The sequence below is a fragment of the Corynebacterium sp. HMSC05E07 genome, from assembly GCF_001807225.1.
Taxonomy (GTDB): domain Bacteria; phylum Actinomycetota; class Actinomycetes; order Mycobacteriales; family Mycobacteriaceae; genus Corynebacterium; species Corynebacterium singulare.
The window spans coordinates 1-23,329 of the sequence record NZ_KV788214.1 but is presented as its reverse complement, the minus strand read 5'-3'; the positions used below and the strand labels follow the sequence as shown (position 1 = coordinate 23,329).

22 protein-coding genes and 1 pseudogene are annotated in these 23,329 nt (G+C 64.7%); 11 read left to right on the top strand and 12 right to left on the bottom strand.

Going from position 1 to position 23,329, the window contains the following annotated elements:
* The first annotated feature begins 73 nt into the window (after window positions 1-73).
* The gene (locus HMPREF3149_RS04470) at window positions 74-721 is read left to right on the top strand and encodes an AMIN-like domain-containing (lipo)protein (protein WP_070536880.1); all 648 of its coding nucleotides are present in this window, start codon (window positions 74-76) and stop codon (window positions 719-721) included.
* On the opposite strand, the gene HMPREF3149_RS04465 is transcribed toward HMPREF3149_RS04470, so the two are convergent.
* Both HMPREF3149_RS04465 and HMPREF3149_RS04460 read right to left on the bottom strand, forming a co-directional pair.
* Window positions 718-2,250, bottom strand: coding sequence for a DNA polymerase Y family protein (locus HMPREF3149_RS04465; RefSeq protein WP_070536879.1), 1,533 nt, complete (start codon window positions 2,248-2,250; stop codon window positions 718-720). The genes HMPREF3149_RS04470 and HMPREF3149_RS04465 overlap by 4 nt on opposite strands.
* Window positions 2,247-2,927 carry a hypothetical protein gene (locus tag HMPREF3149_RS04460; RefSeq protein WP_070536878.1) on the bottom strand — a complete coding sequence of 227 codons (681 nt, stop codon included), beginning with the start codon at window positions 2,925-2,927 and terminating at the stop codon, window positions 2,247-2,249. Before HMPREF3149_RS04460 ends, HMPREF3149_RS04465 begins: the two co-directional genes overlap by 4 nt.
* Before the next feature lie 58 nt (window positions 2,928-2,985).
* On the opposite strand from HMPREF3149_RS04460, the gene HMPREF3149_RS04455 reads away from it, so the two are divergent.
* The 4 genes and pseudogenes from HMPREF3149_RS04455 to HMPREF3149_RS12925 all read left to right on the top strand — a co-directional run.
* Window positions 2,986-3,396 carry a hypothetical protein gene (locus tag HMPREF3149_RS04455; RefSeq protein ID WP_070536877.1) on the top strand — a complete coding sequence of 137 codons (411 nt, stop codon included), beginning with the start codon at window positions 2,986-2,988 and terminating at the stop codon, window positions 3,394-3,396.
* A gap of 141 nt (window positions 3,397-3,537) precedes the next feature.
* Window positions 3,538-3,861 (top strand): ArsR/SmtB family transcription factor, encoded by a 324-nt coding sequence (locus tag HMPREF3149_RS04450; RefSeq protein ID WP_070536876.1) that lies wholly within the window; start codon window positions 3,538-3,540, stop codon window positions 3,859-3,861.
* Window positions 3,862-3,884: 23 nt separating this feature from the next.
* Window positions 3,885-4,997, top strand: a complete 1,113-nt coding sequence (locus HMPREF3149_RS04445) for an MFS transporter (protein WP_246819945.1) — start codon at window positions 3,885-3,887, stop codon at window positions 4,995-4,997.
* 17 nt (window positions 4,998-5,014) lie between these two features.
* Window positions 5,015-5,665: pseudogene (locus HMPREF3149_RS12925) on the top strand (IS481 family transposase); the annotation flags it as partial.
* Window positions 5,666-5,783: 118 nt separating this feature from the next.
* Here the strand turns inward: HMPREF3149_RS12925 and HMPREF3149_RS04435 are convergent.
* Complete coding sequence (locus HMPREF3149_RS04435) at window positions 5,784-6,437, bottom strand: response regulator (protein ID WP_070536873.1); 654 nt, start codon at window positions 6,435-6,437, stop codon at window positions 5,784-5,786.
* 2 nt (window positions 6,438-6,439) lie between these two features.
* Window positions 6,440-7,588, bottom strand: a complete 1,149-nt coding sequence (locus tag HMPREF3149_RS04430; protein ID WP_083280773.1) for an ATP-binding protein — start codon at window positions 7,586-7,588, stop codon at window positions 6,440-6,442.
* A gap of 113 nt (window positions 7,589-7,701) precedes the next feature.
* Here HMPREF3149_RS04430 and HMPREF3149_RS04425 point away from each other — a divergent pair, with 113 nt between their 5' ends.
* The 3 genes from HMPREF3149_RS04425 to HMPREF3149_RS04415 all read left to right on the top strand — a co-directional run bounded on the left by HMPREF3149_RS04425 (window position 7,702) and on the right by HMPREF3149_RS04415 (window position 10,732).
* Window positions 7,702-8,757: a PspC domain-containing protein gene (locus HMPREF3149_RS04425; protein ID WP_070536872.1), complete on the top strand. Its 1,056-nt coding sequence runs from the start codon at window positions 7,702-7,704 to the stop codon at window positions 8,755-8,757.
* Window positions 8,758-8,888: 131 nt separating this feature from the next.
* Window positions 8,889-10,004 (top strand): HNH endonuclease signature motif containing protein, encoded by a 1,116-nt coding sequence (locus HMPREF3149_RS04420; RefSeq protein WP_070536871.1) that lies wholly within the window; start codon window positions 8,889-8,891, stop codon window positions 10,002-10,004.
* Window positions 10,005-10,171: 167 nt separating this feature from the next.
* Window positions 10,172-10,732, top strand: a complete 561-nt coding sequence (locus tag HMPREF3149_RS04415; RefSeq protein ID WP_141741450.1) for a hypothetical protein — start codon at window positions 10,172-10,174, stop codon at window positions 10,730-10,732.
* A gap of 89 nt (window positions 10,733-10,821) precedes the next feature.
* Here the strand turns inward: HMPREF3149_RS04415 and guaA are convergent, their stop codons facing one another.
* Complete coding sequence (guaA, locus tag HMPREF3149_RS04410) at window positions 10,822-12,441, bottom strand: glutamine-hydrolyzing GMP synthase (RefSeq protein ID WP_371440946.1); 1,620 nt, start codon at window positions 12,439-12,441, stop codon at window positions 10,822-10,824.
* Here guaA and HMPREF3149_RS04405 point away from each other — a divergent pair.
* Window positions 12,440-13,333 carry an EamA family transporter gene (locus HMPREF3149_RS04405; RefSeq protein ID WP_070536869.1) on the top strand — a complete coding sequence of 298 codons (894 nt, stop codon included), beginning with the start codon at window positions 12,440-12,442 and terminating at the stop codon, window positions 13,331-13,333. The genes guaA and HMPREF3149_RS04405 overlap by 2 nt on opposite strands.
* On the opposite strand, the gene HMPREF3149_RS04400 is transcribed toward HMPREF3149_RS04405, so the two are convergent.
* Window positions 13,330-14,445, bottom strand: a complete 1,116-nt coding sequence (locus HMPREF3149_RS04400; RefSeq protein ID WP_042529442.1) for a GuaB3 family IMP dehydrogenase-related protein — start codon at window positions 14,443-14,445, stop codon at window positions 13,330-13,332. The genes HMPREF3149_RS04405 and HMPREF3149_RS04400 overlap by 4 nt on opposite strands.
* A gap of 9 nt (window positions 14,446-14,454) precedes the next feature.
* Window positions 14,455-15,969, bottom strand: coding sequence for an IMP dehydrogenase (guaB, locus tag HMPREF3149_RS04395; protein ID WP_070536868.1), 1,515 nt, complete (start codon window positions 15,967-15,969; stop codon window positions 14,455-14,457).
* A 138-nt stretch (window positions 15,970-16,107) separates the two neighbouring features.
* On the opposite strand from guaB, the gene HMPREF3149_RS04390 reads away from it, so the two are divergent.
* On the top strand, window positions 16,108-16,482 hold the full coding sequence (locus HMPREF3149_RS04390; protein ID WP_042529438.1) for a DUF5319 domain-containing protein: 375 nt from the start codon (window positions 16,108-16,110) through the stop codon (window positions 16,480-16,482).
* Window positions 16,483-16,555: 73 nt separating this feature from the next.
* On the opposite strand, the gene HMPREF3149_RS04385 is transcribed toward HMPREF3149_RS04390, so the two are convergent.
* Together HMPREF3149_RS04385 and HMPREF3149_RS04380 are read right to left on the bottom strand one after the other, a co-directional pair.
* Entirely contained in the window at window positions 16,556-17,407 is an 852-nt protein-coding gene (locus HMPREF3149_RS04385) for a hypothetical protein (protein ID WP_042529436.1), read from the bottom strand.
* Between the two features lie 59 nt (window positions 17,408-17,466).
* A complete protein-coding gene (locus HMPREF3149_RS04380) occupies window positions 17,467-18,090 on the bottom strand; it encodes a sigma-70 family RNA polymerase sigma factor (protein ID WP_083280772.1) in 624 nt (207 codons plus the stop codon).
* A gap of 334 nt (window positions 18,091-18,424) precedes the next feature.
* Here HMPREF3149_RS04380 and HMPREF3149_RS04375 point away from each other — a divergent pair, with 334 nt between their 5' ends.
* Complete coding sequence (locus tag HMPREF3149_RS04375; protein ID WP_042529434.1) at window positions 18,425-18,724, top strand: WhiB family transcriptional regulator; 300 nt, start codon at window positions 18,425-18,427, stop codon at window positions 18,722-18,724.
* Here the strand turns inward: HMPREF3149_RS04375 and HMPREF3149_RS04370 are convergent.
* From HMPREF3149_RS04370 to groES, 3 genes are all read right to left on the bottom strand, one after another.
* Window positions 18,721-21,063 carry an excinuclease ABC subunit UvrA gene (locus tag HMPREF3149_RS04370; RefSeq protein WP_070536895.1) on the bottom strand — a complete coding sequence of 781 codons (2,343 nt, stop codon included), beginning with the start codon at window positions 21,061-21,063 and terminating at the stop codon, window positions 18,721-18,723. The two genes, HMPREF3149_RS04375 and HMPREF3149_RS04370, sit on opposite strands and share 4 nt — an antisense overlap.
* Before the next feature lie 100 nt (window positions 21,064-21,163).
* Entirely contained in the window at window positions 21,164-22,780 is a 1,617-nt protein-coding gene (groL, locus tag HMPREF3149_RS04365; protein WP_042529430.1) for a chaperonin GroEL, read from the bottom strand.
* Window positions 22,781-22,792: 12 nt separating this feature from the next.
* Window positions 22,793-23,092 carry a co-chaperone GroES gene (groES, locus tag HMPREF3149_RS04360; RefSeq protein WP_296131649.1) on the bottom strand — a complete coding sequence of 100 codons (300 nt, stop codon included), beginning with the start codon at window positions 23,090-23,092 and terminating at the stop codon, window positions 22,793-22,795.
* Window positions 23,093-23,329 lie beyond the last annotated feature (237 nt).

The window sequence follows — 23,329 nt, the reverse complement described above, 5'->3', positions numbered from 1 at the left end:
CTTTCACAACAATGTGGTTACGATGTTCACTTCGGTGCTAGGAATTTCTCTACCGGCAGCTACGCTCGGGAGTATGCCGAAACACACTCTCTCGCGCGCAGCTGCCTCCGTGGCAGCACTCGCTGTATCGAGTGCGCTCGTGCTGCAGGGCTGCTCCGCGTCCTCTGACGACGCCTCCGCCCCCACCGCCACGCTCGACGCCACCCTGTCCGGCGCTTCCACCTCAACCGCCACCGTCACCGCCGCTCCGGCCCAGAACGCCACGGCCCCAGCCGGACTAACCCCACTGGGCGATGCCAACTTGGAGATGAAAACCCTCCGCCCGCCGGCACCCTCCGAGCTGGTCGTGACGGATGTGCGCGTGGGCAAGCACGATAACTTTGAGCGCGTCGTCTTCGAATTCGTCGGCAATGGCTCACCGGGCTGGCACATCGATTACACCGACTCCCCCGCCCAGCAGGGATCCGGCAACCCCATCTCGTATGAGGGCTCAACGGCTCTCGACGTCAGCATCGATGGCACCGCGTACCCATTCCAGCTCGACATGGAAGACCCGAACATCGGCACCGTCAAGGGCGCTGGCGGCATGGTCACCCAAGTTGTCAGCGGCGGCACCTTTGAGGCGCGTTCGCAGTTCGTCGTCGGGCTCGACGGGCGCCACCCCTACTCCGTCCAGGTGCTCAAGGCGCCAACACGTCTGGTTATCGATATCCAGAATTAGGTATACGTCGCCTCCACGGACCAGCGCCCGCCTGCCCACACAAGAAGCCAGGCGCGCTGGCCGTTCTCGTTGTCACCGACCACTTGCAGGCGCGCGCAGCGCTGCGCCTCGTTGGGGTCCCACCATCCGGTGTCCACTGGCCAAGGCCCGGCCCACCCGGTGACGCGGTAGCGGTTTCGTCCCCAGCCCAGGCCCGCGGGCTCGCCGGAGAGGAGGGCCTCGGCGGTGACGATGATGTCGCGCGCGGAGGCGTCGATAAGCCGAATGCGCGCGGCCGGGTGCGCCAGGCTCGCCGGCAGCGGTGCGGGGATACGCCCTGGCCACGTGCCCTCCGGGGCGGGGTCACGCTGCTCGCCGTAGGGAACCAGCTCGATACGCTCGGCCACCCCACGCCCCGCTGCTGGCCGCGGCTGCAGCACACGGTCCACACCGAGCTGGGACTGCACGCGCGCAATAACCCGCTTTGCCTGCTCAGTCGATTCACCCGCGCCCCACAGCACGCCATCCCCGGGCGGGGCGACTTCCACCGGCTCCAGCACCAGCTTCTCCACACCCCCACCCTCGCCCGCCCGCGCACTACTCAACCACCCATCGAGCTGCCAGCGCACGCGGTCTGCCGTGGCGGCTTCACTCAGCGCTTCCTGGGTGCGCCAGATACGCTCCAGGCGCGTGCCGCCCTCGAATTCGGCGATGACCCGCAGACGCACACAGATAAGCCCCGCATCATCCAATGCCGCGTGCAGTCGCGCCGCCAGCTGGCGCGCGGCGAAGGCCGCGGCATCCACGCGCTCAAGCGGTTCCTCGAAGGCCTGCTCCACGCCGAGGTCAGGCCGCTGAAGCTCCGGAGCTACTCGCCTATCCGGCGCGGCGGAGGCCACCGCGTGGCAGCGCCGCCCCGCCTCACCGAAACGCGTGGTGACCTGCCGCAGTGGCAGGCGCGCCAGCTCACCCAACGTGCGCACGCCGAGACGATGAAGAGTATGGACCACCTCGGGCGGGCAGCCGAGCGAGACTTCCGCAGCCAGCAACCCCACCGGTTGCTCCGCCAGAAACTCCCGCGACCCACCTTCTGACACCACCGCGCCGAGGTTCTCGTGGCGCGCGGCAATGAGCGCGGTGGCAATCTCGTCTGCGACGCCGACGGTGGCGTCGAGGTGGGCTCTGGAGGAGGCGTCGACAAGCATCTCCACTGCCCTATCTTCGCTTCCGTGGAAACGCCCCGCCGCGCGCGCATCCACAATAACCAGGCCGGGGCGCAGGACCTCCACCGAGGACGCCACCGCATCAAGCCCCGCGGCAATCCCTGCGAAGACTGCGCCATCGCGGTCCGGGTTAGCCTCCTCCACGCGCACATCCGGCAGCACCGCCTGGGCCTGGCGCACGCGCATGCCGCGGCGCACCCCGGCCCGGCGCGCCGCCGCGTTACACACCACCACGTGGTGCTGGGAGGCAATCACACACGCTGCCCTGTCGGCGTCCTGCAGCGCCTGGATGGGCCAATCCGGGAACCACAGGGCCGCGACTCTCATACCACCTCCAAGCGTGGCCGCTCAGCGCGTTCGCCGCAGGTGAGGATCCCACGACGCGGGCGCGTGCTTTTCGACGCCACCCGCACCTCAATGTCCACTCCCCTAATACGCCCCACGCCGCGGCCCACGCCGCGCACCGCCACGACGTCCGCACCGATCTCCGTGACCGTGCCCGGCAGCCGCACCCCGACGGTCAGCAGCGCCGCCTGCCCACCACGCACCTTGGCCAGCACGGGGCGTGCCCGCGTGGGGCTGAGCTCGCCCACGCCTTTGTGCACGACGAGGTCCAGCCCCTCACACAGCACACCGGTCACCGCCCAGGGCTCGACCCCAGGATCGGGCACAACGATGACCCGGGAGACATCCCCTTCCTCGGCCACCTGTGCGAGTGAAAGGTCTGGCCAACCCACGATGCCGACATGTCCGCCCGCCGCGCTAACATGACTTACGAGCTCCACCACCAAGGCCGCACAGTCCGCACAGGAGGTAACCTGCTTTCGAGGCAGGCCACCGCCAGGGAGCAGGGATGATAGCGCATCGGGAACGCCAAGGATTTCCACCTCGGGCTGGACATCTACCGCCACATCTGGCGTTTCTAGGCGCTGAATCTGGGCGCGCAAAGCCGCAACCTGGTCAGCCCGTGACCCACCCGCTAAGCGAACACCTGTTTGATTCATGGCTCCATTATGAACCTCCCACCGGACACGCGCAATTGCGCTGGTAGCGTTAGGCGGCATGAACCCCCTCCACGCGCACACCACCCCCATCCCCACTCCGCTGTGGGTACGCCTCGGCGCCTCGCTGCTGGCCGGTGCCGCCGTGACGGTCGGTACAAGCAGCATCCACTTCGGCTTGGCCCTGGGGCTGAGTCTGGTCTTCATCCTCGCTGCCTGCGCGCTGACGATTCTGCACCCCTACCGCGTGCGCATGCGCGAGTTCGCCGAGGACCACAACGTCACCATGGTGCCTTCCATAGCGCAGCTTCTACCGCTCATGGTGCTGTGGTTAGCCATCATGGTCGCCCCGCTCATCGCCTTGCCGGTGTGGGGCAGCGTGCTCGTGGGAGTCCTTGTCGGCGGGGCCGCGTTCGTTCTTTTCCCGCACGTGGACGGCTCTCGCAAGCTCGCTTATGCGCCCCCGGCTTAGACTCGCCCTGCCGCCGAAACCGGTCTCTATCTAGCCGTACTAACCGGGGACGTTGATTGACCTAGGGAGACCTCTATGTGTTGTGCAGTTATTCCTGCACGATTATAGTGCAGGAATAACTGCACGACTATTGGAGGTTCGATGACACCCCGCACATATGAGCACCCCCCTGCCGCCGACATAAGCTTGCCCCGGGTTTTGGCAGCGTTGAGCGATCCGACGCGGCTGGAGATGGTCCGTCGGCTAGCTGATGGCGAGGAGCATGACAGCCTGGAACTGGCGGAAGACCTGCCTCGCTCAACGCTCACGTACCACACCCGAATGCTGCGCGAAGCAGGCGTGACGTGGACCCGAGGCGAAGGCCGAGCGTGTCTGATTCGGTTGCGCCACGATGACCTTGAGTCCCTATTTCCGGGGGTCTTGGGCGCTGTGATTGCGAATGCCGCACCACAGGAGCACTCGTGATCCGGCGTCTGTGGCCCTTCATTATGGGCAGTGTCGCTTTGGGGCTCGACGCCTACGTGATCGCTGGCCTTCTGCCAGCGATCTCTACGTCTCTGGCATCCCGGGAAGCGACCGTCGGATTGGGTGTGGCTGCCTTCACGGGCGCCTATGCACTCGTTGGTCCAGTCCTGGCGGGGAGTGCAGGGCGCCATCCCTCGCGGAGTCTCGCGATCGCCTTGACGATCTTCACGGTGGCAAACATCGCCACGGCCCTGTCGCCCACGGTGTGGGTATTCCTCGTGGCTCGGGTGGTCGCTGGGGCCGCGGCCGGGGTGTACTCCCCGCTGTCCTCGGCTGTCGCGGCTGCTCTGGTCGGTGCGGAGCAGCGTGGCCGGGCTTTGTCGCTCGTCCTGGCTGGGCTAGCTGGAGGCACCGTGTTCGGTGTGCCAGTCGGGCTCATGCTGTCCGAGCGGTGGGGCTGGAGATCGGCAATCGCCCTCATCGTCATCACGGGAGCCTTGGCCATGGTAGGCATCGTGTGTCGAGACAGGAATCTGCCGGAGGTGCCCGCGTCCAGTCTGCGGCAACGCCTTAGGGCTATCACGCGTACCGACAATCTCGTCACGGTCACCGTCACGTTGTTGACCGGTGTCGCGTCGCTGGGTCTGTACACCTACCTCGCGCTCGTGCTCGGCCAGTCGAGTCTGTCCTCTCATCAGACGTTGGCGATCTGGGTGTGGGGCATCGGTGGGGCGATCGGGGCGTTGGGTATCGGGCGAGTCGTGGACCGCGGCCACCCGCTGAGGCTCAGCCTCATCCTGCTGGTCGGTTTGGCGTGTGCGCTGGCTGGCATGACCGCCAGCGAGATGCCTGCCGTGTTGCTGGTCAGCTTGCTCATCTGGGGGGTGTGTGGCTGGGCTTCACTGACACCGCAGCAGCACATTCTAATTGCCTCCAACCCGGAGGACGGAGCCACGGCTGTGGCCGCCAATGCATCGGCTAACTACCTCGGCTCAGCCCTCGGGGCAGTCTGCGGGTCCGTTCTGGTCGGGCAGGACTGGTCGGCTGGCGCCCTCTGCCTCGCAGCAGCCGCGGTCGCCGCCGGCGCTGTGCTCCTTCAGTTGGCACGCACGCGTATGGACCACCGCCTTGGGTAGCCCATCCGAACGCCGCGCTGACGCCCCGCCACCGGCTGATCGTGGCGCACCTAGTCGTCGAGGACGGTTGTCCGGTCAGCAAGGTCGCCACACGGTTTCAGGTCTCCTGGCCCATGGTTAAGCGCTGAGCCGACCGCTCCTGCACGGGTCAGTCCATGCATAACCACTCCTCGCGGCCGCACCACTCTCCGAACAAGACCGCTGCGAAGACGGCCAAGCGTTGCATCCAGCTACGGCTTTGCCTTCGCGAGGGCCCAGTGCGACTCGCATGCCGGCTCGGCGTTGCACCGTCAACGGTTCATCGGAGCCTGACTGACGCGCATCTGAACCGGCTGTCCCACGTTGACCGAACGTCAGGGGAGCCGGTTCGCCGCTACGAGCATGACCATCCTGGCGCGATGCTGCACGTCGATGTGAAGAAGCTCCGCAACATCCCTGACGGCGGAGGCTGGCGCTATGTCGGCTGACGGCAGGGCGAGAAAACAGCGCCGCCACACCCCGACAAGCCCAGAGACAAATACCGGGACCCGTTGATGGGCAAGGCCTATGTCCACACCATCTTTAACGACCATTCCCGCGTCGCCTACCCCGAGATCCATGACGACGAAACCGCGATCACCGCCACCGCTGTCCGGGTGAGGGTGGTCGAGTGGCTCAACGCCTGCGGCGAGCTCGAGGGCTGGTTGCACTACTACAACCACCAACGTCCCCGGTCAGCACATCTAGCCGGCTCCCGCCTCCATCGGTAACCTGTCACCGCCGCCCCCTAACTGGTCGACGTCCTCTCTAATCTAGGTCATGCGAAGCGGCCCAGCGGGTGAGCTGATGGCGGTTGGACTGCTGCGTCTTGCGCAAAATGTTGGACGCGTGCGTTTCCACCGTCTTCACCGAAATGAACAGCTGCTTGCCAATTTCGCGGTACGTATAGCCGCGAGCGAGCAGCCTCAAGACCTCCAGCTCGCGCCGCGTGAGCGCATCCACTGCTGGATCCTGCCCCTCCTCAGGCTCTGGCGCAGGAGCACCGGAAGCAAAAGCGTCGAGGACAAAGCCCGCCAGCCGCGGAGAGAAATACGCGTCCCCGCTGTTGACCTGCACTATTGCTCGGGCCAGGTCCGAGCCGGAAATATTCTTCGTCACGTAGCCGCGCGCGCCCGCCCGAATCAGCGCAATCACATCCTCCGCCGCATCCGACACACTCAGCGCCAGATACACCGGCCGCGAGAGCTGGTTGGCCGTCGCGTTAATGACGGCAAGGCCGCCGCCGTCGGGCATGTGGACGTCGAGAAGCACCACGTCCGGGGCAGTGCGTGCAATGCCCTCCAGCGCCTCGGCGACGGTCCCAGCGTCGCCCACGATCTCAATCTCCTCCGACGCCGCCAACTCGGCGCGCACGCCCGCACGGAAAACGGAGTGATCATCAACCAAAAAGACCTTCACCATGCTCATAACGCTACCGCCAGCTCCACCTCGGTGCCTTCCCCCGGGATCGAGGAAATCCGCACGCGCCCACCGACGCTCTCTACGCGCGCGCGAATACTGTCACGAATGCCGTGTCTATCAGCGGGAATATCCTCTACGTCAAAACCCACCCCGCGGTCGCGCACAAAGATGCTCAACTCGCCCGCCAGCAACTCCGCATACACATCCACCGCACCCACGCCCGCATGTTTCCCGGCGTTGACCATCGCCTCGCGCGCTGCCTGAATAAGCAGCTTCGCAGACTCCGTCAGCTCCGCATCCTCGCCCACCGTCACGGGAGAGACCCGCAGGTCGAAAAGGTCCTCTACCTCCCCACACGCCGCCTCGAGGGCGCCGAAGCAAGTGGTGGGGGCGGCGGAGGGGGCGTCGAAAAGCCAGGCCCGCAGCTCGCGTTCTTGGGCACGTGCCAAGCGAGTCACCTCACGAGGTTCCTCCGCCCGCTTCTGAATCAGCGCCAGCGTCTGCAGCACCGAGTCGTGCAAGCGGGCGGCAATCTCCGCGCGCTCTTCCGATACCGCCTTCGCCGCCTGTTCCTGCGACAGCGACCGCCACAGCTTCAGCACCAGCGGCACCACCAGCGCGCCAAAGCCCACCAGCGTCAGCGCCGTGGCCACAATCGCCGAGCCCGATCCGCTCTCCCACGTCACCGCCGCCACCACGACGCCACCGAGCACCAAGGCGGCACCGGCTGCCACGGCGACCAACCCCACCGGTGTGTTCAGCCCTCGGTCGTAGGCCAACCACGCCAACACCGCGCCGATGGCCACCACTGCCAACGGCACCGCCGCGCTTGGCGACGCCCCCGACACCCCCAGCACGCCCACCGCACTGCCCGCCAGCGCCAGGGCCACCAACCCGAGGGAGAGGGGGCTGCGGCGGGAGGAGGGGGCGTCGTCAAGCGCGGGCGTGAATATCCACAGACCCGCATAGGCCAGCGCCCCTACCCCACCCAGCAGGGACAACGCAGTCAAGGCGATGCGTACGGAGAGCACCGGAACCTGCAGATGCCGCGCAAGCCCCGCAGCCACGCCGGCCACCACGCGGCCAGACTGGGGGCGCGCCATCACGGGATAGGGCGCCGCGTTCTCTGCGGGCACATAGGGCGAAGTCATACTAGCTATAGTCCCACGCTCCACCCCTCGGGCACATCGGGGACAACCCTGAGGTCGAAAAATCAGGGCGATTACCGATACCGCCGCGAGGCCCCACGCGGCACCATAAAAGTATGACGAAGAACAACACACTCAACCAGATGTGGGCGACCCGCCCCGTCCGCCTTCCCAAAAAGCAGGGCGGCGACTCTCACATCGCGGGTGTCTGCGAAGGCATCGCGGTGCGCTACCAGGTCGATCCCACGCTCGTGCGCGTGGCCTTCGTGGTCGCCGCGCTCGCCTTCGGCGGTGGCATCGCCGCCTACCTCACCGCGTGGGCGCTCATGCCGCGCTTTGGCTCACCCTACTGCCCGCTCGATGCGGCCCTGGGCAAGGACGGCGTTAAGGAGGAGCAAGAGCTCGGCTGGATCCTCATCGTCGGTGTCCTTCTTACTTTTAGCTCCGGCCCGCTGCTCCTCAGCGGACAATCCCTCGCAGGCCTTCCACCCGCTGTGCTGACCTTCGGGCTGCTGGCGCTGGCGTGGTACGCCCTTCACCAACGCGAACCGCTACCGCCCAGCGGGCTGTTGGCCACTGAGCAGCCGGTGCGCGAGGAGCCAGTCGACCTCACGTCTTATACTCCGGCAGACGGCCACCCCTTCCCGCCAGGCCGCGCGGCCCCGCCGTCCTGGGATCCGCTCGGCGTGGTACCTGAAGCTTGGGACCTACCGGAGCCGGGGCCGCGGGAAGAACCGATAAAGAAGCGCGGTTCGCAGTGGGCTGAGGGCGCAATTGCGCTAGGTGCCGTCGGCGTCGCTTTGACGATTGCTTTCCTGGGAGTCACCTTCGTCACCGAGGCTGACGACGAGTCCGGTTTCAGCGCCCGCTTCAACGTCGGTTCTCAACACATCGCGCCCACCCATGAAGATGAGCTCGAGGACTACTACGACCTGGGTATTGGCACCTCAACAGTGGATTTGAGCCAGATTAAAGAGCTTAAGACCAAGCATGATGTCACCATCGATATCGGCATCGGCAGCGTCGAGGTCATCCTGCCGAAGGACATCCCTGTATCACTCACCTGTGATGGCGGCTTGGGAGAAAGCAACTGCACCGACCGCCATGACCCCGGTGCGCTGCTGAATATCCGCATCGACCAGGGCATCGGCGAGCTCACGGTCACTGGCTAGACTTGCCTGCATGATTCACTTCGGCACCCTGCGTTCTGACGTCAGCACGAGGTAGTGAAAGCCACAAGGTGTGTACTGCGATTTCTTCTCTTAAGTAGCGGGGTTTGCCAAACTGGTTTAGGCTGTGGGCTATGCAACTGGGGGGTTACATTCAGGCACTAGCGCGCGGACTCGACGTGGTCGAGCAGTGCGCCGATGTCTCGCGCGCGCAGCTGGTGCAGATGGGCGCGCGGCCGGACTTCGCGGAGAAGCTGCTGCACCTGCACGCGGTGTATTTCGGCGACACTATGTTCCGCTCTCGGCAACGCAAGGCGCGCCGCACGCGGCACGACGTCTTCACGCTGCTCGATATTGAGCGCTATTGTTCTCGCCTCAAGGCGCGCAAGGCCTGGGAGCTGCGCCAGCTGCTCGCCGCTACCCCGCGGGAGAAAATCCCCATGGTGGCGAAGGCAAAGCTCAAGGAATGGCGCCCGCCGAAGGACCCGGAACCGGGCGTGCGGGTGACGCGCCGGGAAGGCCGCAACCACACGCTAAGCATTACGGATTCCTCGTTGAGCATCTCCAGGATGCTGGCCGTGCTCAAAACCACCGATAAGGATTTGCTCACCGCGGCGCATACGGTCTTCCGCGGCGGGGGCGGTTCGGGCCAAAAGCTCCAGTCCAACGTCATCGTGCGCCTCGATGAGCTGGACCGCATCGTCGACGGCGATGGCGAGGAGATTGAGCTGCAGCTCACCAACGGCGCCACGATGACCGGCGCGGACTTTGTGCGCGAGGCGCTTGCCGACGTCGGCCTCATCACCCTCGTCCATCCCCACGCCGGCCCCGTCAACTTGTACATGGCGAGCCGCTTCGCCAGCCCGAAGCAGCGACTTGCCTTGTCCGCGGAGCATCCCACGTGCGCGTGGCCGGGATGTAACGCGCCTGCCGACGAGTCCCAGATCCACCACCTCATCCGCTTCCAAGACGGCGGGCCGACCAATATGGCCAATATGGTGCCGCTGTGCGCGTATCACAATGCGGTCAACGACGATGACCCCGAGCGCCCCACCGGCCGCGGACGCCTCGATCGCATTGACGGCCGCGTGCACTACCTGCCGCCGTGGGCCGGACCGCCGGTCCCGATTCCCAGCCCCGCGCATCCGCCTCCCGACTCTTCGCCTGAAGCTATGGCTAGCTCGCGGCCGCATGACAGTGGGGCGCCCCCTGACCCGCCGCCGGATTCAGGAGAACCGCCCACGGGCTAGCCGCCCCGTTCCCCGTAGTGTCGAGCCCCGCGGTGTTAACCTGCGCTGGACTCCAGCCGCTCGCTGAGAAATCTTCTCGGCGTGCGGCTACTCGTGCGCGCCTTCAACGCGGGTATGCCTGCACACTGGCCCGCCTCAGGCTGCCGAGTGCCCTAGTGTGGGGAAGCATGACCCGTTTATCGTTGTTTCCTTGGCTCCTGCACGTCGCGATGTTGACCGCATGCGCCACGCCGGTGCCCGAAACGCCGAAAGACTCTACCGCGGCGTGTGAGACGGAGAATGCGTTTTACCACCAGCGCTACGGGCTCGGTGCGGAAGGCGTCACGGCGCTGCGAAGCGACGCCGTACCGCGCTTCTACTTCACCGTCACCGAAGGCGGTTTTGACCCCTGTGCACCGCTGAGTTACTCGGTGCTCACCGGTTCCTATGGCGACCTCGAGAAACCGAACGGGATTGTGGCGTCAACAGCCCAGGGTCTCATCGTCTGGGATGGCCCGAACCCCTTGGCTAACACGGGCGTAACAGCAGCAAGCATCGAAGATGTACAGGTGATTGGCGCCGACACCCTCCGCGCCACCTTCGGCCGCCGCGCCGGCGCTACCGCTGAAGGTGTCACCGAGCGCGCCACCGTGCAGCTCCGCATTCAGGGCGACCAGCTCGTCCCTGTCGGTGGTGATGTCGAACTCTATGTCAGCATCATCGGTGAGACCCCCACCATCATCCCCTAACAAAGGAACGAAAACGCACAACGCGGCCGAGCCCCATTCCTCAAGGGCCCGGCCGCGCACCGTCGCGAGGGAGTTTTACTCCCGCGCGTTTACTCCCACTCGATAGTTCCCGGCGGCTTCGAGGTCACATCGAGCACCACTCGGTTAACGTCCTTGACCTCGTTGGTGATGCGGGTGGAGATCTTCTCCAGCACATCATATGGCAGGCGGGTCCAGTCCGCGGTCATGGCGTCCTCAGAAGACACTGGGCGCAGCACGATTGGGTGGCCGTAGGTGCGGCCATCGCCTTGGACGCCGACGGAGCGGACGTCGGCAAGCAGCACCACCGGGCACTGCCAAATCTCGCCATCCAAACCGGCATTGGTCAGCTCGGTACGCGCGATGAGGTCCGCCTGGCGCAGGGTCTCGAGACGTTCCTCGGTAACCTCACCGATGATGCGGATACCCAGGCCCGGGCCCGGGAAAGGCTGGCGCCCCACGATTTCCTCCGGCAGGCCCAGCTCACGGCCAACGGCGCGAACCTCATCCTTGAAGAGCAGGCGCAGCGGCTCGACGAGCTCAAATTCGACGTCGTCAGGCAGGCCGCCCACGTTGTGGTGGGACTTAATGTTGGCGGTGCCGTCGCCGCCGCCGGACTCCACCACGTCCGGGTAGAGCGTGCCCTGCACCAGGAAGGCAGCATTCTGGCCGTCCAGCGCTTGGTCGACAACGCGCTCGAAGGAGCGGATAAACTCCGCGCCGATAGCCTTGCGCTTGGCCTCTGGCTCGGTCACGCCGGCCAGCTTGTTGAGGAAGGCCTCGCGTTCGTCAGCGGTGATGAGCTTCGCGCCCGTCGACGCCACGAAGTCCTTCTCCACCTGCTCGCGCTCCCCCGCGCGCAGCAGGCCGTGGTCCACGAAGACACACGTCAAGCGCTCACCGATAGCGCGCTGCACCAGGGCTGCAGCCACCGCGGAATCCACGCCGCCGGACAAGGCACAGATAGCGCGGCCATCCTCGCCGATTTGCTCACGCACATCCTCAATGAGGCGCTCCGCAATGTTCTCCGCGGTCCAGTTCTGCTCCAGGCCAGCCACCTCGGTGAGGAAGCGGGTCAGCACTTCCTGACCGTGTGGGGAGTGCAGAACCTCCGGGTGGTACTGAACGCCGGCCATCTTCTTGGACAGACACTCAAAGGCCGCGACAGGCGCGCCGTCGGAGGAGGCCGTCACCTCGAAGCCCTCCGGGGCCTCGGAGACGGAATCGCCGTGGGACATCCACACCTTGTGGGTTTCCTCTAGGCCCTTGTGCAGCACGCCGCCGGACACGGTCATGTCCGTGCGGCCGTACTCACGAGCACCAGTGGCAGCCACGGTGCCGCCGAGGACACGGGTCATGGACTGGAAGCCATAGCAGATGCCAAAAACCGGGATGCCCAGCTCGAGCAGTTCCGGCTTGAGCTCCGGGGCTCCGTCAGCGTACACAGAAGACGGGCCACCGGAGAGGATAAGCGCAGCCGGGTTCTTGGCCTTAATCTCCTCGACCGACGCAGAGTTGGGGACGACCTCGGAGTAGATGTTGGCCTCACGCACGCGGCGGGCAATGAGCTGCGCGTACTGGGCGCCAAAGTCCACCACGAGGACAGGACGCGGGGTTGTATTTGGGGTAGTCACGGCCACCAGTTTAACGCAGTACCCCCGTGCCAGTGAATGTTGGACAATAGTCCGCATGACCAATCCGCTCGCCATTCTTTGTGTCATCGGCTCGTGCATCTCGCTCCAGCTCGGCGCAAGCCTGGCCATCCAGCTATTTCCCCACGCGGGCACGTGGGGCACGGCGTCGATGCGTTTGCTTGTGGCCTCGGCAATCCTGCTTCTCATCTCGCGCCCGAAGGTCGACACATGGGGACGCGAGAAGTGGGTATCGGCCACCATTTTTGGCGTGTCACTGGGGTTGATGAACGGCTTCTTCTACGCGGGCATCGACCTCGTTCCGCTGGGGCCGGCGGTGACCATCGAGTTCCTCGGTCCGTTGCTGTTGGCGGCGGTGTTATCGCGCTCGCTTCGCGACGCCACCTGCGTCACCCTCGCCCTCCTCGGCATGGCCCTACTGGGCGTGGACTCGCTGACCGGAGAACCACTCAGCCCGCGCGGCGTGGTGTTCTTGGTGCTGGCGGGTGCCTGCTGGGCGGCCTATATCTTGGCCAGTAAGAAAGCTGGGGCGCTGTTCAGTGGGCAAGACGGCCTCGCAGTGGCGCTGTGTATCGGAGGGATCACGCTCCTCCCCCTCGGCGGCAGCGGCGCGGCGAAGCTGGTGAGCGATCCGCAGCTGTTCGCCTTGGCCTGCGGCACGGGCGTGCTGGCCTCGCTTATCCCCTACTCGCTCGAGTTCATCGCCCTCAAGCGCCTTGCCCCCAATGTCTTTTCCATCCTCATCGCCTTGGAGCCGGTGTTCGCAGCCTTCTTCGGCTGGCTGCTCCTAGCCCAAGGCGTGACCGCGCTCAAGCTCACGGCCATTGCCTTGGTCGTTGCAGCGTCGGTCGTTCAGACGATGGTGCCGGCACGCGGGCGCATTATCTTCCGCAAAATTGCACTGCGCCCGCGCCGCCGGCCGCGAACCTAGCGGACGGCCAGGCCAACCTTCTGGAAGGACTTCAGGTCCGTGTAGCCGCACTTAGCCATGGCCCGCTTGAGGCCACCCACGAGGTTAAGCTCACCCAGCGGCTCGTTCGACGGGCCGTGGAGAACCACTTCGAGGGAGGGGACCTCGCCCAGCTCGGCGTCGATAACGCCAACCGGCTCGATGATGCCGCGCGGGAAACGCGGGTGGCCAGCGGTGGACGGCCAGTACCAGCCCTTGCCGCCAGCCTCCGCTGCGCGTGCGAGGACCGGTCCCAGCACGACGCCATCGGCGCCGCACGCGATGGCCTTGGCGATGTCTGCGGAGGTGTGAATGTCGCCGTCGGCAAGCACATGCACGTAGCGACCCCCAGTCTCATCGAGGTAATCGCGGCGTGCGGCCGCAACATCCGCGATGGTCGTCGCCATCGGGATATCAATGCCCAGCGTCTCCGGGTTCGTGTTCACGCCCGAGCCGACGATGATGCCTGCCGCACCCGCGCGCATGAGGTGCAGGGCCGTCGTATAGTCCGCCACACCACCAGCGATGACCGGCGTATCGAGCGAACCGATGAACTCCTTGAGATTCAGCGGCTCGCCACCAGTCTGCACGTGCTCAGCAGAAATGAGTGTGCCGTGGATAAACAGCAGCTCCGCACCGGCCTTGATGACCACCGGAGCCAGCTCGCGGGCATGCTGCGGCGACACGCGCACGGCCACGGTCACACCGGAATCGCGGACCTGGGCGATGCGCTCCGCCAGCAGCTCCTCGTTGAGCGGCGCCGCATGCAGTTCCTGCAGCGTAGACAGATCCCCGAAGTTCTCCGTCACGCGGGCAATCGCACCCTCGAGATCCTCGTGGCGGCCCCACAGGCCCTCAGCGTTAATGACGCCAAGGCCGCCCTGCTTGCCCATCTCGATGACAAACTCCGGGGTTGCCAGCGCGTCGGTGGGTTGGGAGACCAGCGGAACGTCGAAGGTATACGCGTCAATGTTCCACGAGGTGTCAACGTCCTTGGAGGAACGCGTACGGCGGGTCGGCACCAGGGAAACCTGGTTGAGGTCATAAGTACGGCGAGCCTCACGGCCGACGCCGATTTCTACGTAATCGCGCATGATGAGTCCTTAGCGGTAGTTCGGGGCTTCAACGATCTGCTGCAGGTGGTGCGGGTGAGACTCCTTGAGCCCCGCAGCAGTGATCTGGACAAACTGCTTGGTCTTCAGCTCGGCCAAGGTGGCGGAACCGGTATAGCCCATGGAGGCGCGCAAGCCGCCAACAATCTGGTGGACGATGGCGTCGATATCGCCGCGGAAAGGCACGCGGCCTTCTACGCCCTCCGGAACCAGCTTGTCCTCACTGCGCACATCCGCCTGGAAGTAGCGGTCCTTGGAGTAGGAGCGCTTCTCGCCCGACAGGCCGCGGCCCTGCATAGCACCCATGGAGCCCATGCCGCGGTAGCGCTTGTACTGCTTGCCCTGGACCACCACGATGTCACCTGGGGACTCGGTAGTACCAGCCAGCATGGAACCGAGCATGACGGCGTCCGCGCCGGCGGCCAGGGCCTTCGCGATGTCACCGGAGTACTGCATGCCGCCGTCACCAATGACCGGCACACCGGCAGGACCAGCGACGGACGCGGCTTCCATGATGGCGGTAATCTGCGGCGCGCCCACACCGGCCACGACACGAGTGGTGCAGATGGAGCCCGGGCCAATACCCACCTTGATGGCATCCGCGCCGGCCTCAATCATGTCGCGTGCGGCCTGGCGGGTGGCCAGGTTGCCGCCGATCACGTCGATGCGGTCGCCGAAGTCCTTCTGGACGCGGGAAACCATCTCCAGCACGCGGTTGTTGTGGGCGTGGGCGGAGTCGACGACGAGGACGTCCACGCCGGCGTCGACAAGCTGGCCTGCGCGCTCGTAGGACTCCTCACCCGTACCGATACCCGCGGCCACGAGCAGACGTCCGGAGGAATCCTTGGACGCGTTGGGGAACTGCTCAGTCTTCACAAAGTCCTTGACGGTGATGAGGCCGACGAGCTTGTTGTCATCATCAACGATGGGCAGCTTTTCCACCTTGTTGGCGGACAGCAGCGCCAGCGCCTCCTCCTTGCTGACGCCTTCCTTCGCCACGACCAGCGGCATCGGGGTCATGATCTCAGAAACCTTGCGGGAGAAATCCGGCTCGAAGCGCATGTCACGGTTGGTGCAGATACCCACGAGGACGCCCTGCTTATCGACGACCGGCAGACCCGAAATCCTAAACCGCGCGCACAGCGTATCAACTTCATCGATGGTCATATCCGGGGTGGCGGTGACCGGGTCGGTGACCATGCCGGACTCAGAGCGCTTCACAATCTCAACCTGCTGGGCTTGATCCTCGGCGGACAGGTTGCGATGCAGCACGCCGATGCCGCCTTGGCGGGCCATGCCGATGGCCATGCGGGCCTCGGTCACCGTGTCCATCGCCGCGGACGCCAGCGGCACGCCGAGGCGAATGTTGCGGGTGAACTGCGCCGAGGTGTCCACCTCGGAGGGAACGACGTTGGATTCTGCTGGCAATAGCAGAACATCATCAAACGTGAGGCCGTACAGTGCAATCTTGTCGGGGTTGTCTCCGCCGGTGTGGACGTGGCTCATGAGGGTAAAGCTCTCCTAAACTGACCGAATAGTTGTATGCGGTGATCCTCACTGTAGTGCGTGAGCAGCCCCTAGTGGTAGCCGTGGGTAGGCTCAATAAAATTGCCATGTGAGCGCGGAGTCAATAGGCTCGCAGGCGTGAACTTTTTCGCCAACATGCCCCGCGATCCCTTCGCGGACGATCCGAACGACCCGGCTTCCTTCCTCGGGGAGGAGGAACACGTCGATCCGCTGTCCGAGGAGGACCGCCTCGGCGTTATTCATGACCTCGCCATGGTCCAGGAGTTTGCGCGCGTGCTGAGCCCGCGCGGCATCGACGGAATATTCTTCTTCTGCGAGGACTGCGAGGAAAACCACTTCTATGAGTGGCACATCCTGGCCGCCAATATGCAGGCCACTCTGCAGGGCCAATTGGCGCCGGTCCATGAGCCAGGCGCCGAACCGGATCCCGCGCGCTATGTGCCGTGGGATTATGCCGTGGGCTACCTCGATGGCATGGATTCACGCTACTAGCGCACGGCCAACGTGCTGCACCTCAAAAAAGAACCTCTCCCTGGGATTCGGGGAGAGGTTCTTTCTTGTAGTACTACTGCTGGAACTGCGCCGGCGCAAGGCCGTTATTCTCCGCAGCGCCCTCTGTGTCGCCGTTCGGCGCTGGGGCTGGCTGCTGCGGAACCTGCTCGCCGCCACCTTGTTCAACGGGCTCAGGGTAGTTCTGCACCGGCGGACTCAGCGGGTTACCAACCGAGACGGTGCTCGTCACCACAACGGTGGACACTGCAGTCTCGAACTGCGTCACGGTGACCGGCTCCCGCGGTTGCTGCTCTTCTTCTTTCGCTGGGGCGGGCTTCTCCACGGTCTGGGTCTGCGTCACGGTGGTACGGGTCTGCTGCTTTGCTGGGCGCTCAGCCTGCTCTGCGCGGTCCTTCTTGGCCTGATCCACCATCTTTCGGGCTTCCTCAAGCAGCTGGCGGGTACCATCCATGTCCCCCTGTGCCGAGCGCTTTTCCATCTCCTCCAGCGTGCCGGCCAGCTCAACCACGGAGACGTCTTGGTCATCGGCACCGAAGAGAGACTGGTTGAGGCCGTACAGCGGGGAGCCGGGGCCCGCGTTGACGATCACGGCGCCGGAGCCTGCAATGAGCAACGTGGCCGCGGCAGCACCAATAAGGCCGTGCATGAGCGGCTTACCGCGACGGCGACGACGTGCCGCCGCCAACGAAATAACCTCAGGTTCCTCGTCCGCGCCTTCAATGAGCGGAGCCGGGGGCATGTGCTGTTCAACATCCCCGCGAAGCTCCAACAGGAGACCCGCTAGCTCATCACCGCCATCAGAGGGGTCAGTGCCTTCGGAGAGACTGGTGAGGAATGCATCATCGTCAACCAAAGGCTGCAGCTGCTCAGCGACGCTCGGCTGAGCCTGATCCTTTTGTGCCATGATGTCCTCCCTTCCTTGATAGAGAATCCTTTAAATTATCCGTGCCAAGTGCCGATGACTTACTGAGTCTCGGTCGCGCGCGAATCGAGAGACTTACGCAGTTGCGCCAGCGCACGATGCTGTGCCACGCGGACTGCGCCAGGGGTAGACTCCACAATCTCCGCAGTCTCCTCTGCCGACAGCCCCACGAATACACGCAAGATGATGATGTCCCGGGCCTTGTCACTTAACGTATCGAGCAACGCACGTACTCTGTTACTACCGTCCATGACCAGCGCAGATTCTTCGGGAGTGACGTCGTCAGCAGCGTCCTCCGGAACCTCATCTGTGGGATGGGTCTGGTCACGGCTGAGCGCACGGTGCGCGTCGGTAACCTTGTGGGAGGCAATACCGTAGACATAGGCCATGAAGGGGCGGCCCTTGTCCTTGTACGTGCTTATCGACGTCGCCACCGCCAAGCAAATCTCCTGCGCCACATCCTCGGCCGTGGGTTGGCGATTGCCGCCAATACGGGCACGGCAATAGCGCAGCACCTGTGGGTGGATGATGCGCATGATGTTCTGAAGGGCACGGCGGCTACCGTCGGCAGCCAGCGGAACGAGGTCCGCTAATTCCTTATCACTGTCACGCTTCGACGCCATTGCATCGCCGCCCGTGCCTGTAGCTTGAGTAGCCACTGCCATCCTTGCTCTGCTTGCCCTAATTTCTTCACATTCTGCACAGACATCATGTCACACCCTTCCCACGAAACCCGAAACGACGGGGCCTATTCCCAGCCCTTAAGCCAGTCTGGGAAAAGTTCATACATAGTTCACCTTCGACATAAAGGCAGGTCACTACCGCTAAAAGCGGCAGATTTCGGCCGGTTACACCTGAATGTCAGCAGTGTGTAACGTGCCGTTTACCCAGGGGGGACACACTTCAATCTCGTCTCACCACGCCTCGGCGCTCGTGATGCCTGTCGTACTGGCCTCACACTCGCTAGGGCGCTCTATCTTCGACGAAGGAGAATCGAACGTGTCTCAGTCTTTCCTGCTCCCCGGGCCGAATGCGGACTTATGGGATTGGCAGCTCCAGGGCGCATGCCGTGGAGAAAACTCTGACGTGTTCTATCACCCAGACGGCGAGCGCGGGCGCGCCCGCGCCCAGCGCGAGAACCGTGCCAAGGCCATCTGCCACACCTGCCCGGTCATCGAGCTCTGCCGCGAGCATGCCCTAGCATCCGGCGAGCCCTACGGCGTGTGGGGCGGCATGAGCGAATCTGAGCGCGTCGTCGCCCTGCGCTCGCGTCGCACCCACGCGACCGTCAGCGCTTAAGACTCCTCCCCCTCGGGGCTCTCACGCTCGGTGCGCCCCTCCACCACCTGCGCCAGGTAGCGGGCCGTGAGGGTCTCCGTGTTGAGGAACTCGCGCGGCGAACACGCCGCCACGACCTCACCACCAGCAGAGCCCGCGCCGGGCCCCATATCGATAACGTGATCGGCGTGTGCCACGACAGCACGGTGGTGCTCGACGCAGATGAGGGTGAGGGAGGAGTCCACGAGATCGTCGAAAAGCGCCAGCAGCGTGTCGACGTCCTTTCGGTGCAGCCCCACCGTCGGCTCATCCAGCACGAGGATGTCCGTCTTAGCCTTGCGGTCACTCAAGCGCACCGCCAGCTTCAGGCGCTGGCGCTCACCACCCGACAAAGTAGAAAGCGGCTGCCCCAGCGTGAGATAGCCCAGCCCCACCGCAACGAGCTGCTCACAGACGCGCTTCGCCGCGGCAACTTTGGCGCTCTTGCAATATTCGACGGCCTCCGCAGCCGGCAGTGCCAGCACCTCCGCAATGTTCTTCCCCGCCAGCTTGTAGCCCAAAACGTCGGCGGCGAAACGGCGGCCTTCACAGACCTCGCAGGGCACATCCGCGCTATCCATTGCGCCGAACTCCACCGTCACCACGCCCGCACCGGAACACACCGGACAGGCCCCGTCCGAGTTGAAGGAAAACATGCCGGGGGTCGCGCCCTCGTTGGCCTTAGCGAAAGCCTTGCGCAACGCATCCATCGCGCCAGTGTAGGTAGCAGGATTGGAACGCCGCGAGCCCGACAGCGGAGACTGGTCGACCATGAGGATGCGGTCACTGTCCGGCACACAGTCTATGAGCGAGGACTTACCCGACCCCGCCACGCCGGTAATCACCGTGAGCACGCCCAGGGGGATATCCACGTCGACGTCGTGGAGGTTGTTGCGGGAGGCTTTCCTGATTTCCAGGTGCCCGGTGGGCTCGCGCACGTCCTCTTTGAGCTCAACCTTGTCGCGTTCTGCACAGCCGGTGGCGATAATCTCGCCGCCGGCCGCTCCCGCACCGGGGCCAAGGTCGACCACGTGGTCAGCAATAGCCATCGTCTCCGGGTTATGTTCCACCACGAGGACTGTGTTGCCTTTATCGCGCAGTTGCAAGAGCAGGTCGTTCATCCGCGTGACATCATGTGGGTGCAGGCCGGCGGTGGGCTCATCAAAGACGTAGGTGACGTCCGTAAGCGCCGAGCCGATGTGCCGCACCATGCGCGTGCGCTGCGCCTCCCCGCCGCTCAACGTTCCAGTGGCGCGGTCGAGAGTCAGGTAGCCCAGTCCGAGTTCCAAGGCGGCTTCCAGCCCGCGCAGCGGGGCGGCAGCTAGCGGTGAGGAGAAAGTGCGGAGCCCGGAGGTGGCGTCGGCAAGCTCCATGGCGCACACATCCGCGATGGAGACGCCATCGATGAAGGACTCACGCGCGTGCTGTGCCAAGCGCGTGCCCTTACACTCCGGGCAGTCGATGAAGACCACCGCACGCTCGACGAAGGCGCGCATGTGCTTCTGCAGGGATTCCACCGGCTTGCTCAACACGTTGCTCTTCAACCGCGTGACCAGCCCCATGTAGCTCATGTTGACGCCGCCGACCTTAACTTTGGTCTCGGTTTCATACAGGTCGCGTTTTTGTTCCTCCGTGAACTCCGTGACAGGCACGTCCGCCGGGTACAGCCCGGACTCGGCGTAGGCGCGCCACATCCACGAGTCCACTTTCATGCCGGGGTAGATGATGGCGCCGTCGTTGAGGGACAGGGACTCATCGACGAGCTGGCGCTTATCGACGTCCCCCACCTCTCCCCTTCCCTCACAGCGCGGGCACATGCCGCCGGTGCGTTCAAAGCGACGTACCTCCTTGACCCCATTGACTTCAATTGCGCCCTGGCCCGAAGCGGAGGGCACGTTGAAGGAGTAGGCGGCGGGCCCGCCGGCGCGGGGCTCGGCGAGGCGGGAGAAAAGCACACGCAGGTGCCCCGTGATGTCGGTGGCGGTACCGAACGTGGAGCGCGCGGAGGCCGCCATGGGCTCCTGCCCCACCACAATGGCAGCCGTAAGCCCCTCCAGCTTGTCGACGTCCGGCCGTGGCGGCGCATCCATAAACCCCTGGATGAATCCGGGGTAGGTCTCGTTGATAAGCCGCTGGGACTCAGCGGCGATGGTATCGAAGACGAGCGAGCTTTTACCAGAGCCAGACACTCCGGTGAAGACTGTCAGTGCGTGTTTGGGGATGCGCACATCCACGTTCTTGAGATTATTCTCGCGGGCTCCGGTAACCGTGATGAATTCCTGTTTCACGGCTGCACAGTCTAGTAACGGGGCTGTCACCATGCCCCGGACACGGCGAAGACCCGCCACGCCCCGCAGGGTGTGCGAGGAGGCGGGCCTTCCTTACGGCAACGTGGGAAGCTCCTGCTTCCCACGCGCACGTTTAGTGCGCGTGCGCGTGGCCGGACTGCTCCGGCTCTTCCTCGGCGGGCTTCTCCACAACGGAAGCCTCGGTGGTAAGAACCATGCGGGCAACCGATGCGGCGTTGACCACGGCGGAGTGGGTCACCTTCACCGGGTCGATGATGCCCTGCTCGAGCAGGTTGCCATACTCCAGGGTGGCAGCGTTGAAGCCCTCACCGTTGCCCAGCTCGGCAACGTGGGCGACGACAACGGAGCCATCCAGGCCGGCGTTCTCGGCGATCCAGAAGGCCGGGCGGGTCAGCGCGCGGGACACGGCGAGCACGCCAATCTTGGCCTCGCCCTCAAAGCCTTCAGCGAACTCCTCGAGCTCCTTGGAGATCTGAACCAGCGCGGAACCGCCGCCGGCGATAACGCCTTCCTCAACAGCCGCGCGAGCGGCGTTGATGGCGTCCTCAACGCGCAGCTTGCGCTCGTTGACCTCGGTCTCGGTGGCGGCGCCGACGCGGATGACGGCAACGCCGCCCGACAGCTTGGCCAGGCGCTCCTCGAGCTTCTCCTTGTCCCAGGTGGAGTCGGTGCGCTCGATTTCGCGACGGATCTGCTCGCGGCGCTCCTCGACGGCCTCTGCGGTGCCGGCGCCATCCACGATCACGGTGTCTTCCTTGGACACAGTGACGCGACGAGCGGAACCGAGAACCTCCGGGCCGACCTCCTTGAGGTTGATGCCCACCTCCGGGTCCACCACGGTGGCCCCGGTGACAACGGCCAGGTCATCCATGAAGCCCTTGCGGCGCTCGCCGAAGTACGGGGACTTCACGGCGGCGACCTTGAGGACCTTGCGGATGGAGTTCACGACGAGTGCCTGCAGCGGTTCACCCTCGATGTCCTCAGCGATAATCAGCGTCGGGCGCGAGGACTCCGCGATCTTCTCCAGCAGCGGCAGGAAGTCCGGCAGGGAGGAGATCTTGTTGCGGACGAGGAGAATTGCGGCGTCGTCAAGCACGGCGTTGTAGGTCTCCTCCTCCGTAGCGAAGTACGGGGAGAGGTAGCCCTTGTCGAAGGAAATACCTTCGGTAACGTCCACGGTGGACTCGATGGTCTGGGACTCTTCGACGGTCACGACGCCGTCCTTGCCCACCTTGTCCATCGCACCAGCGACCATCTCGCCGACCTCCGCGTCGCGGGAGGAGACGGTAGCGACCTGGGAAATCTCCGCGGAGGAATTCACCGGGGTGGCGCGCTTCTTCAGCTCCTCGACGACCTTCTCAGCCGCCGCCGCGATGCCCTTGTTGAGTTCTACAGGGTTAGCGCCGGCAGCAACGTTGCGCAGGCCTTCGAAGACGATAGCCTGGGCCAGCAAGGTCGCGGTGGTGGTGCCGTCACCGGCGATGTCGTTGGTCTTGACGGCCACCGACTTCACCAGCTGGGCACCAAGGTTCTCAAACGGGTCATCAAGGTCGATGTCGCGAGCGATGGTGACGCCGTCATTGGTGACGGTCGGTCCACCAAAGGCCTTGGACAGCACGACATTGCGGCCGCGGGGGCCGAGGGTGACCTTGACGGCGTCGGCAAGCGTGTCCACACCGCGCTGGATGCCCTCGCGGGCCTCCTGGTCAAATGCAATCAGCTTTGGCATAGGGGTAATCGCCTACTTCTCGATGACAGCGAGCAGGTCACGGGCAGACAGCAGGAGGTACTCCTGGCCGTCGTACTTCAGCTCGGTGCCGCCGTACTTGGAGAAGATGACGGTGTCGCCCTCGTTGACGCCAACCGGGACAACCTCGCCCTTGTCGTTGGTGCGGCCCGGGCCGACAGCCACGACGGTGGCCTCCTGCGGCTTCTCCTGAGCGGAGTCCGGGATGACCAGGCCGGATGCAGTGGTGGTCTCAGCTTCAACGATCTGGACGAGGACCTTGTCCTCCAGCGGCTTGATGTTTGCCATGATGATTTCCTCCGAATTGTTCCTAATGCGCGCCCACATGAGCGCGCGCGTGCCGGTTGTGGGTAGTCCAGCACAGCCGTCGTCGCGGGTGAACAACTGTGGGTCAAAACAACCTGACTAGCACTCTACCCGCGCGACTGCTAACCCTCAACGTTGTGGGGAGCTCACTCGTTCGCCCTGCGCGAACGATATCTCTCGCGCGCGCGAGAGTTATCACACTTCCCGTTCCGAGCTGGCGGAATG